Here is a 16,584-nt window from a genome sequence, read left to right as displayed (position 1 = left end):
CTCACAGAAAGCGGTCGAGAAGCTTGCGGCTGTGGCGGTCGAGTCGGGAAAGGTCGCGGATGAGGAACTGGATGCCGTTGCTGTCGGCGATCATGAGCATGGTCTGGGACAGGCGGCGGATGTCTTCCTCCCCCTTCAGGACCAGGGCGAAGGGGCCTCGGTCGGTGTCCACCTGCCAGGTGCTGGGCGTGGCGAAGCTGGAGACTTCACGGATGCCGCGGATTTCCGGCACGAACTCGCGGCTGGCCAGTTCTTCTTCCACCAGTTGTCGTTGGGGGGCGGCGAGATCGGCGAGGCGGTCGATCCAGGCCCGTTCGTGGCCGTCGCCATCCACCAGGGAGATGCCCTTGTCCGGCTCGGCGATGGGGAAGGCGCGTACCGGCACCACGGCCTGGGGGCCGTCGGCGGTGGCCAGCATCAGCCGGCCGAAGGGGCTGCGGGAAAGTTGCAGAGGGGCGCTCATGCGGCGTGCTCCTTGGCCGGGGTCGGGACGCTGGAGAGTTCCAGTTCGGTATCGACGTTCCTGGCCTGGGCCTGGTAAAGGCGGTAGTAGTGTCCCTCTTTGGCCATCAGTTCGTCGTGGCTGCCCACCTCGACCACCTGGCCGCGGTCCATGGCCACCAGGCGGTCAGCCTTCCTGAGGGTGGACAGGCGGTGGGCGATGGCGATGGTGGTGCGGCCGCGCACGAGGTTGTCCAGGGCCTTCTGGATTTCCTTCTCGGTCTCGGTATCCACCGAGGAAGTGGCTTCGTCGAGGATGAGGATGCGGGGGTCGATCAAGAGCGCCCGGGCGATGGAGATGCGCTGGCGCTCGCCGCCGGAGAGGCCCTGGCCGCGCTCGCCGACCAGGGAATCGTAGCCGTGGGGCAGGCGCAGGATGAATTCGTGGGCGTGGGCGGCTCGGGCGGCGGCGATGATTTCCTCGCGGCTGGCGTCCGGCTTGCCGTAGGCGATGTTCTCGGCGATGGTGCCGAAGAAGAGGAAGGGCTCCTGCAGCACCAGGCCGATGTTGCGGCGGAACTCGGCCACCGGGACGGAGCGCACATCGACGCCGTCGATCAGCACGGCGCCCTCGGTGACGTCGTAGAAGCGGCAGATGAGGTTGACCAGGGTGCTTTTTCCCGAGCCGGAATGGCCGACCAGGCCGATCATTTCGCCCGGCTTGATGGTCAGGCTCACATCCCGGGTGACGGCGCGGGTGCCGTAGCGGAAGCCGCAGCTCCTGAGTTCGATCTCGCCCCGCACTTCCTTCAGATGCACCGGGTTGGTGGGCTCCGGCACGCTGGAAACATGGTCGAGGATGTCGAAAATGCGCTTGGCCCCGGCCGCCGCCTTTTGCGTCACGGAGACGATGCGGCTCATGGAATCGAGCCGGGTGTAGAAGCGGCTGATGTAGGCGAGGAAGGCGGTGAGCACGCCGACGGTGATCTCGCCCTTGCTGATCTGCCAGATGCCGAAGCCCCACACCACCAGGAGGCCGATTTCCGTGAGCAGCGTCACGGCGGGGCCGAAGAGCGACCAGGTCTTGTTGATGCGGTCGTTCAGGGCCAGGTTGTGGAAATTGGCCTCGCGGAAGCGCGCCGCCTCGCGTTTTTCCTGGGCGAAGGCCTTGACCACACGGATGCCGGGAATGACGTCGGCCAGCACGTTGGTCACCTCGGCCCAGATGCGATCCACCTTTTCGAAGCCGGTGCGCAGGCGGTCCCGCACGGCGTGGATCATCCAGGCGATGAGGGGCAGCGGCAGCAGGGTGACGACGGCCAGGGCCGGGTGGATGGAGAAGAGGATGATGGCGGTGAGGACGATCATCAGCACGTCGGTGGCGAAATCGAGCAGGTGCAGGGAGAGGAAGACGTTGATGCGGTCCGTCTCCGAGCCGATGCGGGCCATCAGGTCGCCGGTGCGTTTGCCGCCGAAGTATTCCAGCGACAGTTGCAGCAGGTGCTCGAAGGTGGTGGTTCTGAGGTCGCGGCCGATGCGTTCCGACACCAGGGCCAGGATGTAGGTCCGCGCCCAGCCCAGGGCCCAGGCCAGCAGGGCGGCGCCCAGCAGGCCGCTGAGGTAGAGCGTGACCAGGCCGACGTCGATGGGCTTGCCGTTCTGGAAGGGAATCAGCACGTTGTCCATGAGCGGCATGGTCAGGTAGGGCGGCACCAGGGTGGCGGCGGTGGAGGCCATGGTCAGCAGGAAGCCGGCCAGGAGCTGGCCCTTGTAGGGTTTGGCGAAGCGCCACAGGCGGAACAGGGTCCAGGTGGAAGGTGGGGTGGCGGTTTCCCGGGTGCAGATGGGGCATTCCTCGACGCCGGGCTCCAGGGGGGCTCTGCACTTGGGGCACACCAGTTCGTCGGGCACCACGACAGGCCGGCCGCTCCGCCGGCTTTCCCGGCGCTGGTCGAACTCCCGCTGCAACTTGAGGGCGGCGACGTCGTGGGCCAGGGTATAGCGCCAGCAGCCCAGGCGGCCCGTGCCGTCGGCCAGTTCCAGGGTGCCGACGCCGGCGTGGTCGTGGTGATCCAGGCTCAGGTCGTCGCGCAGTTCCCAGGTGCTCCAGGTGCCGGCTTCCGGGTCACAGGCGAGGAGGGCGCGGTCGGTGACGGCCAGCAGACCGCGGCAGAAGCGCAGGCGGGGGTCGAGGTCGATTTCCAGCCAGGCGCGCAGGGTGTCGCCGGCTGCCAGGCGGGGGAGCAGGGCTTCGCGCCAGGCCTGGGGCAGGGAGGTCTCGGGGGCGTCGGGGGGGCGACAGTCGGTCATGGAATGGTTTTCTGGCGGGGGGCGCCGACGGGTGCAAGGCGGGAAGTATACCGGAGGCGGCTTCCCGGCCCGGTGGGGCGGCTCCCTGCTGACGCCGCATAATTTTTCCGGTTGACCCGGGTCAAGGCTATTCTCCCGCCGGTGCCGTTGAATAGCGGCGTTCCGAGCCCGAGACTCCCATGTTCCGCATATCCCAATACCTGGCCGAAGTGGCCGCCCCGACGCCCCTCGGTCCCAAGCGCAATCCGCCGGGGCCGGTGGTGATCTGGAATCTGATCCGTCGCTGCAATCTCACCTGCAAGCATTGCTATTCCATTTCCGCCGACACCAATTTCCCCGGGGAGCTTTCCACCGACCAGGTGTATGCGGTGATGGACGATCTCAAGGCCTTCCGCGTGCCGGTGCTCATCCTTTCCGGCGGCGAGCCCCTGCTGCGGCCGGACATCTTCGACATCGCCAAGCGGGCCAAGGCCAAGGGCTTCTATGTGGGCCTCTCCTCCAACGGCACCCTCATCACCGAGGAAAACATCGGCCGGATCGCCGAGTGCGACTTCAACTATGTGGGCGTCTCCCTCGACGGGCTGGGCGCCACCCACGACAAGTTCCGCCGGCTCGACGGGGCTTTCGAGGCCTCGCTCAAGGGCATCCGCCTCTGCCGCGATTATGGCAACGACGGGGGCCTCAAGATCGGCGTGCGCTTCACCATGACCCAGGACAACGCCCAGGATCTGCCGGGCCTGCTCAAGCTGGTGGAAGACGAACGCATCGACCGTTTCTACTTCTCCCACCTCAACTACGCTGGCCGCGGCAACAAGAACCGCAAGGACGATGCCCAGCACAAGCTCACCCGCTGGGCCATGGACCTCCTTTTCGACACCTGCTGGGACTATCACCAACGCGGCCTGGACAAGGAATTCACCACCGGCAACAACGACGCCGACGGCGTCTATTTCCTGCACTGGGTGCGCCGCCGCTTCCCGGACAAGGCGGCCCACGTCGAGGCCAAGCTCAGGCAGTGGGGCGGCAATTCCTCGGGCATCAACGTCGCCAACATCGACAACCTGGGCAACGTGCATCCGGACACCATGTGGTGGCACCACACCCTGGGCAATGTGAAGGAGCGGCCCTTTTCGCAAATCTGGCCGGATACCTCCGACCCCCTCATGGCCGGCCTCAAGCAGTTCCCGCGGGCGGTCAAGGGCCGCTGCGGCAGTTGCGCCTACCTGCCCATCTGCAACGGCAACACCCGGGTGCGGGCACAGCAGATGACCGGCGACCCCTGGGCGGAAGATCCGGGGTGTTATCTGGACGACGAGGAAATCTCGGCGTGAATCGCCGTCCCCCCTCCGTTCGGGCTGAGCCCTTCGACGGTGCTCAGGACAGGCTTGTCGAAGCCCGGGATGCCCCTAGGTTTAGCGCCCTTCGACAGGCTCAGGGCGAACGGTTTTTGGGGGCGGTCGCGCTGCCGTTCCAACAACGCATTGGTGATCGTTTAATGAACTGGAAAACCCTTGCCGCGGCCGCCTTCGCCGTCTATTTCCTCTCCGCCCTGGCCAACCTGGCCGAGGCCGCCGATGCGCCGGCCAATTTCAAACAGCACTGCGCGGCCTGCCACGGTGCCGATCGTCTTGGGGGTATCGGTCCCGCCCTGCTGCCTGACAACTTGGCGCGCCTCAGGAAGGCCGAAGCCGAGAAGGTCATCCGCGAAGGCCGGCCGGCGACCCAGATGCCGGCCTTCGGCCAGCAACTGGCGGCCGAGGAGATCAAGGCCCTGGTGGACTACGCCTACACCCCGATCAAGCCCATGCCCGCCTGGCGCGAGGCCGAGATCAAGGCTTCCCGGGTGGTCTATCACCCCGCCGGCAGCCTGCCGGACAAGCCGGCCTTCACCGCCGACCCCATGAACCTCTTCCTGGTAGTGGAATCCGGCGACCACCACGTCTCCGTGCTCGACGGTGACAAGCTCGAACCCATGCACCGCTTCCAGAGCCGTTTCGCCCTGCACGGTGGGCCGAAATTCACACCGGACGGGCGTTTCGTCTTCTTCGCGTCCCGCGATGGCTGGATCACCAAGTTCGACCTGTGGAACCTCAAGGTGGTGGCCGAGGTGCGGGCCGGCATCAACACCCGCAACGCGGCCGTCTCCGGCGACGGCAAGTGGGTGGCGGTGGCCAACTACCTGCCCCACAGCCTGGTCATCCTCGACGCCGACCTCAATCTGAAGAAAATCCTTCCGGTCACCGACAAGGACGGCAAGCTGAGCTCCCGGGTCTCCGCCGTCTACGACGCCTCGCCGCGGCAGAGCTTCGTGGCGGCCCTGAAGGACGTCAAGGAAGTGTGGGAGGTTTCCTACAACCCCAGGGCGCCGGATATTCCGGCCGGCATGATCCACGACTTCAAGTACAAGGAGGGCGCTTTCATCGAGGGCTTCCTCAACCCCCAGCGCAGCGTTCTCGACGACTACCTGGACGACTTCTACTTCACCCAGGGTTACGACGAGGTGATGGGTGCCTCGCGCAACGACGCCAAGGCCGCCGTCACCGGCCAGGTGGTCAATCTGGATGCGCGCAAGAAGATCGCCGATCTGGAGCTGCCCGGCATGCCCCACCTGGGTTCCGGCATCAGCTGGACCTGGCAGGGCAGGACGGTGATGGCCACCCCCAACCTCAACGAAGGGGTGATCAGCATCATCGACATGGCCACCTGGAAGACGATCAAGCAGATCAAGACCCGGGGCCCTGGTTTCTTCATGCGCAGCCACGAGAAGAGCCGCTACGCCTGGACCGATTCGATGATGAGCAAGGAGTTCAAGGACACCATGCAGATCATCGACAAGGAAACCCTGGAGGTCGTCGCCGAATTGAAGCCGGAACCCGGCAAGACCTTTGCCCACGTCGAATTCACCAAGGACGGCAAGTACGTCCTTGCCAGCCTGTGGGAAGACCAGGGCGCCCTCATCATCTACGACGCGGCGACCCTGAAGGAAGTGAAGCGCCTGCCCATGCGGAAACCCGTGGGCAAGTACAACGTCTGGAACAAGATCACCAAATCCGAAGGCACCAGCCACTGACCCCGGCGACCGTCGGCTTGGCGGTGACCGGCGTCACGGGGAGGGGTGCCGAATGTGGCGCATTGCGCCAAGGTCTGCGCCGAAGATGGCGCAGCGGGACTGGCGATTCTGTGCGCCGCGGCAGTCCTTTGCACTCCCTTGTCGCGTAAAAGGCCGGCAGGCCAGGGGTTTTGCGCAGGGCCCGCCACAGTCGCCACCGGCGTTTCCCCCAGGCACGCCTCTTGCAAAATCTTCCCTGCCTGCCCCCATCGCTGTCGGGGCGGCGATGTCCGTCACGTTTGGGAGATCCGTCATGGCCTGGCAACTGCTTTTCACTTCCGACATTGGCTTGCTCAGCCTGTTCACCATCCTCTTCATTCTGGTCATGGCGGTGTATATCGGCCGCTACGCCATCAAGCACATGAAAGAGGACGCCCGCCACGCCGCTGGCGGGCGCGGCGCCCCCGGCGCCCCTTAGCGCCTGGCTCTGGCGTGGCGTCTGGTCGCTGGGGCGCGGCGTGCCTGTGCGGCCGGGATGGGCGTTCAGCGGGTGGAGTAGGCGCGTTCCGTATAGCGCAGGGCGCCGGACTTGAAGGCCTTGGACGCCGTCTGGTAATAGGCGATCGCTTCCTCGGTGAGGGCATCGTCGTTTTCCGTCGGCGATGCGGCGAGGGTAGCGGGATCGATGGCGAAGGTTTCGACGCGCTGGCGCGGAGAAAGGACGACCAGCCGATCTTCCCGGTAATAGCCCAGTTCCTGGTAGTTGCTGATGAAGGCGCGGGCGGGCAGGTGCTTTTCCTCGAACAGCGACTGGCCGAAGAAGTGTTCGTCGCCCTTGGCCCCCAGGACGTCGGTCAGGGTCGGTACGAGGTCGATCTGGCTGGCGCGCCGCTCATAGACGCCGGGCTCCAGCATGTCAGGGGCGTAGAAGAGAGCGGCGATGCGGTATTTTTCGACCGGAAGCTTGCTCTTTCCGGCGGAAGAGGCGCAGTGGTCGGCGACGATCACGAACAGGGTGTCCTTGAACCAATCCTTTCCCCTGGCGTCGTCGATGAACTTCCCGATGGCGTAGTCGGTGTATTTCACCGCGCCCTCCCGCCCTCCCGGCGAGGGGATGTCGATCCGCCCGCCCGGGTAGGTGAAGGGACGATGGTTCGATGTCGTCATCACGTGGGCGAAAACCCGATTCCCGGCGCGGACCGCAGCGTCTACGGTGGCCAGAGTGTTTGCGTACAGGGATTCGTCCGCAACACCCCAAACATTCTCGAAGACGATCGAGTCCTTTTTGAAGTCGGTGCGATCGATAACCGTATAGTCGTTGGCGCCGAAAAAGGCGTTCATGTTGTCGAAATACCCGTAGCCGCCGTAGAGGAAGAAATTCTTGAACCCGTTGTCCTCCAGCACTTCCCCCAGGCTGGCCAGTTGCTCGTTGTTCGGACGGCGGACGATGGATTGTCCAGGCACCGGGGGAACCCCCAGGGAAAGCGCTTCCAGGCCCCTGACGGTGCGCGTCCCCGTGGCGAACATCCAGTCGAATCGCAGGCCTGCGGAGGCCAGTTCGTCCAGCTTGGGCGTCAGGCCCTGAGAATTGCCATAAACACCCAGGAATTCCGCGGAGAGGCTTTCGACGGATATCAGGATCAGATGCCGGGGCGAGCGCGTGAAAGGACCTAGCTCGACCTTGCGGGGCCCCGTCTCAGGTGCCGCAAAAGCGTCGGACAACTGAAGGCGATTGGCACCCAGACTGCTCAGAAGCTGATCCGCCCGGGGTTGCGGAATCGTCCGGTAGTAGCGTTCATAGTCCAGTTCATTGCGACGCATGGCCGCGGCCAGGGAAAACAGCCCGTTGCCCGCCAGTTCGTTGGCGTACTGATTGGCGGAAAACTCCATCATGTCGACACTGAACAGTGCGAAGGCGGCCGGAGGAAGCACGACCCCCGCAAGGGCCAGGAGAGCCCTGTGCCGCCAGGTGATTGGCCGGGCACTCAAGTCCAGGCGCTGTGCCAGCAGGAACACCAGGCTCGCAACGGCGACGGCCAGCATGCCGAGGATTGCTCCCACCGGGTAGGACTGCCGGATGTTGTTGACCACTTCCTGCGTGTAAATCAGGTAGTCGACGGCAATGAAATTGAAGCGTGTGGTGAACTCCTGCCAGAACACCCCCTCGGCAATGGCGCCAAATCCCAGGGCGAACAGCGCGGTACCGAGAATGCACCAGCGAAGGAGCAGAGCGAGGCGCCCGGAGGCCCAGCGATTGGGCCACAGCGCCGCGATCAATAGTGCCGGGGCGGCCATGAAGGCCAGGGTCGCGAGGTCAAAGGCGAGGCCCAGCAGAAGTGCCGATCCGGTCAGGGGCGCGCCCGGGCGGGCATCGCCGAGCGAGAGCCAGAGGCCGAAGCGCAGGAGGGACCAGACGAGCAGTGCGGCCAGGGTGGCGATGAGGAGCAGGGGAGGGCGGCGGCGCGTGGAGGGCACGGTATCGGGGCGAAAAGTGGGGGGCGTCCGGGGGCCCGGGGAGAGGGACTGGCGGCAGACCCCGGCGAGTCTGGCATTCCCGGCTTTACAGAACCTTAACGCGATGAAGGGGTCCGCTCAGCGCTGCGCTGCGGCGGGGGCGTTCAGCGGGGCCCTTCGCTCGGCGGCAAGGGGGAATCACTATAGCCGACGCGGCCGCCGTCGCCCTTCACCGGATACAGCACGAAGGGTACCGTGCTGACGGGATCCTGCCCCGGGCGGGTGACATGCACCACCAGCCGTTCCGCCGTGCCGGGCGTGACTTCGGCGATGCGCCCCAGGTCGAAGACCGCCCCCGCCGACCGGGGGCCGCCGAAGGCACGATCTGCCCCCATGGAGCCCCAGGCCGTGCGGGGAATCTGGTCGGGGGCGAGGAGGCCGCTTTCCAGCAGGCGGGAGCCGCTGCCCCAATCGACCCAGCCGGTGTCGTGGGTCTGACGCCAGGGGCCGCCATTGACGCTCTCGTAGCGGCGGATGCGAATCTTGGCCCACCAGTCTTCCCAGATTTCGTAGTGCTGCCACTCCACCGGTTCGGCGACCAGCAGGCGGCAACTGCCGTCGGCCTGGGGTTCGAGGCGCTCCAGGGTGGCGTAATGGACGACGCCCTTATCCTCGGCCTTGTTCACGTCGATGCTGACCAGCAGCTTGCCGTCGGGCCGGGTGAGCCCCCCGACCTTGATCGCCGTGCCGGTGTCCGCGTCGGTGAACAGGCGCTTGTCGCGCACAGGGTCGTCGGCCAGGGGCGGTTTGCCGTCGTCCGACCCGCCACCCAGGGGGCCACCGCCCCGGCCGCCACCGCCGCGGCCGCCCAAAAGTCCACCCAGCAGGCCGAGGGCGGCCTTGCCCACTTCGGCCGCCTTCTGCTCGCCGCCGTAGCCGAACTGGTCCCGGGGGCCGAGGATGGCGGGCTTGGCGGGCGGGAAACTGCAGCCGCCGCCGGGCAGGGCGCCGGTCCCGCCGCCGTCTTCTCCCCCGCCGCGGCAGCGCTTCAGGCAGGCTTCAAGTTCCGCCCGCAAGCGGCGCAGCTCCGCGGAAAGCCGGCGTTGCTCCTTCAGGGCATTGCCGAGTTGCTCGTCCAGACGGGCCCCTTCCGCCCGCAAGTCGGCCAGGGTCTTCTGTGTGGCCTCGATGCGGCTGCGGATTTCGCTGGCGTTGCGGCTGCGTGGATAGCTGTAGCTGTCGATCACCTCGCCCTTGGCGTTGCGCACCGTGACATGGACCTGCCCGTCGCCCCGGGTGGCGTCGTAATCCTTGCTGATGCCGGTTTCCGGGTCGCTGCCCGAGGCGGTCCATTCGCCCTTGTCCTGCTCGCGCTGGAGATCCTTGAGACGGGCCTCCTCGGCGGCCCGCTTGCGGCGGTTGTCTTCCGCCGCCTGGCGCAAGGCGGCGACGCGGGCTTCCGCGTCGGCCAGGGCCTGCTCGGCGGCGGCGATCTGGGCGGCGATGGGGTCGCACTCGGGGCAGGGCGCCTCGCCGGTCGGGGCGGGACCGTCGCCGGGCGGCGGCTGCACGGGGGGAGGATCGGGGGGCTGAGGCGGCGGCGGAGGAGGCGGGGGCGGATCGGCCGCCGTGCGGCGGCAACAGGCCGCAGCCGCTGGGCTCATGGCATGGGTGAGGCGACCCTCCACGCCCTGCCGCCAGCGCCCGTACTGGTGGAAGCTGGTGCCGAACCAGCCCAGGGGATTGATCGCCTTGAGCAGACCCGTTCCCCCGGTGCCGGAGCGGATGCTGAAGTTGTAGTTGTCGTAGAGGGTGAAGTCGATGTCGCAGTGGAATTCGGCCTCGTCCCGGAAACCCGATTCGCTGCCGGCGTCGGGGATGCAGCAGCGCTTGGGGCCGACCCGGCAGGTCGCCTCCCAGAAGACGCTGAAGGAACCGATGGCCAGATGCACGCTGAAACTGTAGTCGTCGCCCATGACGATCTCGCGGCCGCGGTAGGAATAGTCTCCCGACTGCCCGCAGGCCAGACGATTCTTGAGGGTCATGGCGTGATTGCGCGCCTCGTTCTTGGCGATCTGGATGGCCGCTTCCACCTGCTTCTGCTGGCGCAGGACATCCACGAAATACTTGCTCAGGATCAGGGTGTCGGTTTGCTGCGGGCGGGAAAAGTCGAAAAACTCGGCCATGTCGGCCAGACCCTGCAAGGTGCCCGTAATGTCGCCCCCCCGCAGAACCTCGGGGCCGCCCCAATTGAGGCCGCGGTCGTAGCCCGGTGCGGCGTTGTAGAAGCCCTGCAGCCAGGAAGCGACCAGAAATTCGTCGCGCAGCACATGGGGCATGGGGATCACACGGCCGGGAATGGCCGGCGGGACAGGACCTCCGGGGGTGAAGTCCTGGGAAAGCGGCGGGAGGCTGCGGGCGCAGGTGTCTTCCGCCAGGGCCGGCAGAGGGGCCATGCCCGGCCAGAGCATCGCCAGAGCGGCCGCTGCCTGAGAGACACCCCGCGTCAGCTGCCGAAAATCAGGAAACATGCCCGCCTCCTTCCCCTCACCCGTCGCGCCTTTCCTTCATACTACTCTGCGCCGCGCTCCCCGCCAGCCTCTCGCACCTTGCCGGGGTCAGGCGAAACCCCAACGCTCTGCGAGACCTCCCATGGAACCCTGCCCCTGGTGCACCGGATTCGAACTCTACCGCCGCTACCACGACGAGGAATGGGGCGTCCCCCTGCGCGACGACCGCGCCCTCTTCGAGCTCCTCATCCTGGAAGGCGCCCAGGCCGGACTTTCCTGGTCCACCCTCCTCAAGAAGCGGGAGCACTACCGCCGCGTGTTCGACGGCTTCGACCCCGCCGCCATCGCCCGCTACGACGACGCCAAGGTTGCGGCCCTGCTGGCCGATCCGGGCATCGTGCGCAACCGGGCCAAGGTGGCCGCCGCCCTCGGCAACGCGAGGGCTTTTCTCGCCCTCACCGCCAGCGGGCAGTCCTTCAGCGATTTCCTGTGGTCCTTCGTCGGCGGTCCCCCCATCCAGAACGCCTGGGCGTCCCTGGCCGAAGTCCCCGCCAAGACGCCGGAATCCGACGCCATGAGCAAGGCCCTGGCCCGCGCCGGCTTCAAGTTCGTCGGCTCCACCATCTGCTACGCCTTCATGCAGGCGGCGGGGATGGTGAATGATCATCTGCTGAGTTGCCCGCGGCATGAGGAGGTGAAGCGGATGGGGGGGTGAGGGGCGTTCCGGTTCGGGGCGGGAGCGGCCCGCACTTGCGCCGTCCGCAGTCCGCGCCCCGTGATCGGGCTAAAGTCAATGTGGGTATGAGGCATAATGTCCTGATTCCCGAGGCTTGCCGCCTTTGGTGCTATCCCGTGAGTCCGAGGACGTCCCGCAAGCCCATGGACTCCCCCCTCGGCAAGCACGAAGTCTTCATGCCGATAAAGTCCTGGCCGCCGATGACGGCAAGTGAGTCGGCAGCCACTTTCGGCGGATTGGCCGCTGTTGCGAATCAGGCGGAGGAAACGAAACCATGAACGACAAGCCGGCCCGCCTGACCGCGCCGCCCGCTGGCTACGCCGACTGGCTGAACGAGCTGAAAGCCCGCATTCACGGCGCCCAGCAGCGCACCGCGCTGGCGGTCAATCGCGAACTGGTGCGGCTCTACTGGCAGATCGGGCGCGACATCCTGGCGCGGCAGGCCGAACAAGGCTGGGGGGCGAAGGTCATCGAGCGGCTGGCGCAGGACCTGCGCACCGCTTTCCCGGACATGAAAGGGTTTTCGCCGCGCAACCTCAAGTACATGCGCGCCTTTGCCGAGGCCTGGCCGGATGAGGAATTTGTGCAACAGGCTGCTGCACAATTGCCCTGGGGCCACAATCTGGTGCTGCTGGATCGATTGAATACGCCGGAAGAACGCCGCTGGTACATCGCCAAGACCATCGAACACAATTGGTCTCGCAATGTGCTGAACATCCAGATAGAAACCCGCCTGATCGCGCGCAGCGGCACCGCCGTCACCAACTTCGAGGCGCGCTTGCCCAGGCCGCAGTCCGACCTTGCCCTCGAGTCTCTGAAAGACCCCTACCGTTTTGACTTCCTTGGCCTGACGCATGAAGCGCAAGAACGCGACATCGAGGGCGCCCTCGTTCGGCACGTCACCGAATTCCTGCTGGAACTGGGCGCCGGCTTTGCCTTCGTCGGGCGGCAAGTGCTGCTGGACGTGGGCGGCGACGAGTTCTTCATCGACCTGCTGTTCTATCATCTGAAACTGCGCTGCTATGTGGTCATCGAGCTCAAGGGCGGCAAATTCAAGCCCGAGCACCTGGGGCAACTGGGGTTTTACCTGACCGCCGTCGATCGGCAGGTGAAAAGCGAGCACGACAATCCGACCCTCGGTCTCCTGCTCTGCAAGACCAAGAACAAAATCGTGGCGGAGTACGCCCTGGGCGACAAGACGCAACCGATGGGCGTTGCCGAATACAAGTTGCTCGAATCGCTACCCGCCGAACTGCAAACCAGCCTGCCCAGCATCGAACAGATCGAGCGCGAGCTGGCGGGCGATGAAATCCAGGGCGACGAGGACGAATCATGACCCAGCCCAGATCTAACCTGCGCCGGCGCAGTCCGCAGGCTTTGACCGGCATCGCCAACCTTTCCAACGACGCAGTCTTCACCCGAGCCTTGCGGCAATGAAGGCGTTCCTGGCGGGCACCGGGAGACAAGACGCCTGGACGCGGAAGTCGTGGCCGCATTCTTCCCCCGCCCTCCCCGTGAAGCGGTATGTCGCTTAAAGCCCAAGCGTCACTTGCATGCCGGTTACCCACGCAACTCGTCCTGGTCCTCGGCGAAGCTTGGGACAGCCCTGCGGCAACTCTCCAGTGCTTTGCCTCCGCTTCCCCCGGACTGCCGTGGCAAGCCGGCCCGGGGCCGTTCCGGGCCGTGCTCGGCCGGGCGGGGATGGCGGTGGGGAGTGGTTTTCCGGATGCCCGCTTGAGCGCGGCGCCGCTCAAGCGGGAAGGTGACGGTCGTTCTCCCGCCGGGATTTTCCCCGTCACCGGGCTGTTCGGTTACGGCAGCGCCGGTGAGGCGGTGGCGCGCGTTGCCCGGCTACCCTTTCTTGCGGCGACGCCGGACCTGAAGTGCATCGATGACCCGGCTTCCCGCCACTACAACCGCATCGTCGATCAACGCCGGGTCGACAAGGACTGGCGTTCCTGCGAAGACATGCTGCGCCGGGACGGGCGCTACGAGGTCGGGGCCGTGGTCGGCTACAACGGCGATCCCGTGGTGCCTGGGGCGGGTTCCTGCATTTTTCTGCACATCTGGGAGGCGCCGGGGGTGCCGACGGCCGGGTGCACGGCCCTGGCGCGGGAGGACATGCTGGCCCTGGCGACCTGGCTCGACGGGACGCTGGCGCCGGTGCTGGTGCAGTTGCCCCACGCGGTCTACCAGACGGTCCGGGAGCCCTGGCGGCTGCCCGGCGGGGTGGAATAGCCGGTGCAGGTCCGGGGTGGCTTTGGTGCGGTGCACCATTTCTGTTATCCTGCCGGATAGGAAACGTGACGCCCTGCGCTGGCAGCGGCGGGCGTCACGGCCAATTCACGGAGATTCGCCATGTTGACCTTCGACGAAATCGAGCACTTTGACGAACGCAAATCGAGCTATCTGCGTGACGAACCCGCTGCGCCCGCGGCCAAGCGCCACCCCAGGCCCGCGGCAGCACCGCGGGCTCGCGCGGCGCGCGGAAAGGCCTTGGCGAAGGCTTCGCCGGCGGTCGAGACGCCGATCCTGGCCGTGCCTGCGCCCGTTGCTGCGGTGACAGTCTCTTCCCCGCCCATCGCCGTCGCCGCCGTCCTCCCCCCGGCCGGCGAGGCCCTCTCTCCCCAGACTGCGACGACTTCCGCAGAGCCCGCGGCCTTGTCGCCGGCACCGGCGCCGGTCGAGCCTGGCGCAGTGGATGCGCTGGTTTCCGTTCCGGCCAGTGCGGCGCAGCCCGTGTCCGCATCCGTCGCCCCTGAGGCGCTGCCTGCTGCGTTGGCGGCTTGCCTTCCGCAGCCTGCCCCCGGGGCGGCGTGTGCGGCGCTGCCCTCGGCCGGCCGCACCTGGTGGCAGCGCCTGCGCCAGGGTGTGGGCCGGCTTCTGCGCCGCGCTGTGGCCTGAAACCCCCCTCTACCCGCGCGGCATTCCCGCTCCCGTGCTCAATCGCATCTGGATCGCCTTCGTCCTCCTTGGCTTCGTGGCTGCCGTGGTGCAGACCCTGCAAGGCGATGTCGAGGTGTTTTCCCGGGTGCTGACGGGGCTGTTCGACACAGCCAAGACCGGTTTCGACATTGCCCTCGGCCTGGTGGGCCTCATGAGCCTGTGGCTGGGGATCATGAAGATCGGCGAGCGGGGCGGGCTGATCGAACTTTTTGGACGGGCCGTGGCGCCCTTCTTCCGCCGCGTGTTTCCCGAGATTCCGCCGGGGCACCCGGCGGGCGGCAGCATCGTCATGAATGTTTCCGCCAACATGCTGGGCCTGGACAACGCCGCCACGCCCCTGGGCCTCAAGGCCATGCGGGAATTGCAGGAGATCAACCCGCACAAGGACACGGCCAGCAACCCGATGATCATGTTCCTGGTGCTCAATACGGCGGGCATCACGCTGATTCCTACCACCGTCATCGCCATCCGCCAGAGCATCGCCCTGCAGCAGGGGCTGGTGGGCTTCAACGCCGCCGACATCTTTCTGCCCACCCTGCTCGGCACCTTCGTCTCCTTCTGCGCCGGGCTGGTCGCCGTGGCCCTGTGGCAGCGCATCAACCTCTTCTGCCGGCCGGTGCTGGCCTTCTTCGCCGGTTTCGCCACCCTCATGGGCGGGCTCTACTGGGGGCTTTCCGGTCTGGCGCCGGAGCGCATGGCGCAGATGATCGGGTTGCTGGGCAGCGGCGTCATCGTCTCGCTCATCGTGCTCTTCGTCGCCGTGGCGGCCTGGCGGGGCATCGACGTGTACGAGAGCTTCGTGGACGGCGCCAAGGAGGGCTTCGGGGTGGCGGTGCAGATCATCCCCTACCTGGTGGCCATGCTCGCGGCTATCTCCATCTTTCGCACCACCGGGGGCATGGATTTCCTCATCGGCGCCATCCGCAGCGTGGTCCTGGCCCTCGGCCTGGACGACGCTTTCGTCCCGGCCCTGCCGGTGGGGCTGATGAAAACCCTCAGCGGCAGCGGCGCCCGCGGGTTGATGGTGGATGTGATGACCACCTACGGCGTCGATTCCTTCCCCGCCAAGCTGGCCGCCATCATCCAGGGCTCCACGGAAACCACCTTCTACGTCCTGGCCGTCTACTTCGGCAGTGTCAATATCACCAAGACCCGCTACGCCGTAGCCTGCGGCCTGATCGCCGACGTCGTGGGGCTGGTGGGGGCGATCTTGATCGGCTACGCCTTCTATCGCTGATTCGCGTGGTCACCCTCGTCCTCTTCAACAAACCCTACGGCGTCCTGAGCCAGTTCACCCCGGAAGGCAAGTGGCGGGCGCTGGACGAGTTCATCCCGGTCAAGGGCGTATATGTGGCCGGGCGCCTGGATGCGGACAGCGAGGGGCTCCTGCTCCTCACCGACGACGGGGCCTTGCAGGCCCGCATCGCCCATCCCCGCCACAAGCTGGAAAAGACCTACTGGGCGCAGGTGGAGGGCATTCCGGCGGAGGCCGATCTGGAGCCCCTGCGCCGGGGGGTGAAACTCGCCGACTTCACGGCCAAGCCGGCCAGGGTGCGGATCATCGACGAGCCAGCGGGCCTCTGGCCCCGGGACCCGCCCATTCGTTACCGGGCGGCGATCCCCACCAGTTGGCTGGAGATCCGCATCAGCGAGGGAAAAAACCGCCAGGTACGGCGCATGACTGCCGCCATCGGGTATCCTACCCTGCGCCTGATCCGCGCTGCCGTGGGCGCCTACACCCTGGAGGGCCTGGCTCCCGGGGCCTGGCGCACGGACCCGCCGGCGCCGGGAACGCCCGGTTCGTCGGGGGCGCCCAAGGAGTGAGAGTCGGATAGGTTCAGCTATGTTCGGCACGCCCCCCATCCCCGCAAAGGAACGCAGCTCCCGATGAAGTCCCTGTTTGCCCTGGCCACTGCGGCCATTCTCGCTTTCGCCTCCCTCGCCGCGCAGGCCGCCACGCCCCGGGCGGCCGAGAGCCCTGACGATGCCGTCACGACCGCGCCCGGTCCGGCGCCCCACGTCAAGTCTTCGGCCCAGGCCAAGAAGAATTCGCCTGTGCGCAAGGCATCCGCTGCCAAGCGCAAGGCGGGTCGGCGATAATTGCGGGCCGCCACCCCGTCCGACCGAGGAAACTCCCC

The 16,584-nt window shown here is 66.6% G+C and carries 14 protein-coding genes; 10 read left to right on the top strand and 4 right to left on the bottom strand.

The annotated features are described in order from the left end of the window. Nucleotide 1 precedes the first annotated feature (1 nt). Complete coding sequence (locus tag IPM73_12275) at nt 2-463, bottom strand: DUF1854 domain-containing protein (protein MBK8918788.1); 462 nt, start codon at nt 461-463, stop codon at nt 2-4. Then, nucleotides 460-2,751, bottom strand: a complete 2,292-nt coding sequence (locus IPM73_12270) for an ABC transporter ATP-binding protein (GenBank protein MBK8918787.1) — start codon at nt 2,749-2,751, stop codon at nt 460-462. The genes IPM73_12275 and IPM73_12270 overlap by 4 nt, the downstream gene beginning before the upstream one ends. 179 nt (nt 2,752-2,930) lie before the next feature. On the opposite strand from IPM73_12270, the gene nirJ reads away from it, so the two are divergent. From nirJ to IPM73_12255, 3 genes are all read left to right on the top strand, one after another. Continuing rightward, on the top strand, nt 2,931-4,082 hold the full coding sequence (gene nirJ, locus IPM73_12265) for a heme d1 biosynthesis radical SAM protein NirJ (GenBank protein ID MBK8918786.1): 1,152 nt from the start codon (nt 2,931-2,933) through the stop codon (nt 4,080-4,082). 164 nt (nt 4,083-4,246) lie between these two features. Beyond that, the gene (locus tag IPM73_12260) at nt 4,247-5,821 is read left to right on the top strand and encodes a c-type cytochrome (GenBank protein ID MBK8918785.1); all 1,575 of its coding nucleotides are present in this window, start codon (nt 4,247-4,249) and stop codon (nt 5,819-5,821) included. A 292-nt stretch (nt 5,822-6,113) separates the two neighbouring features. Continuing rightward, on the top strand, nt 6,114-6,278 hold the full coding sequence (locus IPM73_12255) for a DUF3149 domain-containing protein (GenBank protein MBK8918784.1): 165 nt from the start codon (nt 6,114-6,116) through the stop codon (nt 6,276-6,278). 65 nt (nt 6,279-6,343) lie between these two features. Here IPM73_12255 and IPM73_12250 read toward each other — a convergent pair whose 3' ends face one another. Beyond that, a complete protein-coding gene (locus tag IPM73_12250; protein ID MBK8918783.1) occupies nt 6,344-8,275 on the bottom strand; it encodes an LTA synthase family protein in 1,932 nt (643 codons plus the stop codon). Nucleotides 8,276-8,418: 143 nt separating this feature from the next. After that, complete coding sequence (locus IPM73_12245; protein ID MBK8918782.1) at nt 8,419-10,785, bottom strand: hypothetical protein; 2,367 nt, start codon at nt 10,783-10,785, stop codon at nt 8,419-8,421. 121 nt (nt 10,786-10,906) lie between these two features. Here IPM73_12245 and IPM73_12240 point away from each other — a divergent pair, with 121 nt between their 5' ends. From IPM73_12240 to IPM73_12210, 7 genes are all read left to right on the top strand, one after another. Continuing rightward, nucleotides 10,907-11,479, top strand: coding sequence for a DNA-3-methyladenine glycosylase I (locus IPM73_12240; protein ID MBK8918781.1), 573 nt, complete (start codon nt 10,907-10,909; stop codon nt 11,477-11,479). Between the two features lie 295 nt (nt 11,480-11,774). Continuing rightward, complete coding sequence (locus tag IPM73_12235) at nt 11,775-12,836, top strand: DUF1016 family protein (protein ID MBK8918780.1); 1,062 nt, start codon at nt 11,775-11,777, stop codon at nt 12,834-12,836. 398 nt (nt 12,837-13,234) lie between these two features. Then, nucleotides 13,235-13,738: a hypothetical protein gene (locus IPM73_12230; protein ID MBK8918779.1), complete on the top strand. Its 504-nt coding sequence runs from the start codon at nt 13,235-13,237 to the stop codon at nt 13,736-13,738. 120 nt (nt 13,739-13,858) lie between these two features. Next, nucleotides 13,859-14,404, top strand: coding sequence for a hypothetical protein (locus tag IPM73_12225; protein ID MBK8918778.1), 546 nt, complete (start codon nt 13,859-13,861; stop codon nt 14,402-14,404). A gap of 34 nt (nt 14,405-14,438) precedes the next feature. Further along, the gene (locus IPM73_12220; GenBank protein ID MBK8918777.1) at nt 14,439-15,683 is read left to right on the top strand and encodes a spore maturation protein; all 1,245 of its coding nucleotides are present in this window, start codon (nt 14,439-14,441) and stop codon (nt 15,681-15,683) included. A gap of 5 nt (nt 15,684-15,688) precedes the next feature. Further along, entirely contained in the window at nt 15,689-16,270 is a 582-nt protein-coding gene (locus IPM73_12215) for a pseudouridine synthase (protein MBK8918776.1), read from the top strand. A gap of 63 nt (nt 16,271-16,333) precedes the next feature. Continuing rightward, a complete protein-coding gene (locus tag IPM73_12210) occupies nt 16,334-16,546 on the top strand; it encodes a hypothetical protein (protein ID MBK8918775.1) in 213 nt (70 codons plus the stop codon). Nucleotides 16,547-16,584: the final 38 nt, after the last annotated feature.

The sequence above is a fragment of the Betaproteobacteria bacterium genome (genome assembly GCA_016720065.1).
GTDB lineage: Bacteria > Pseudomonadota > Gammaproteobacteria > Burkholderiales > Rhodocyclaceae > SSSZ01.
This window is presented reverse-complemented; position numbering and strand designations above follow the sequence as displayed.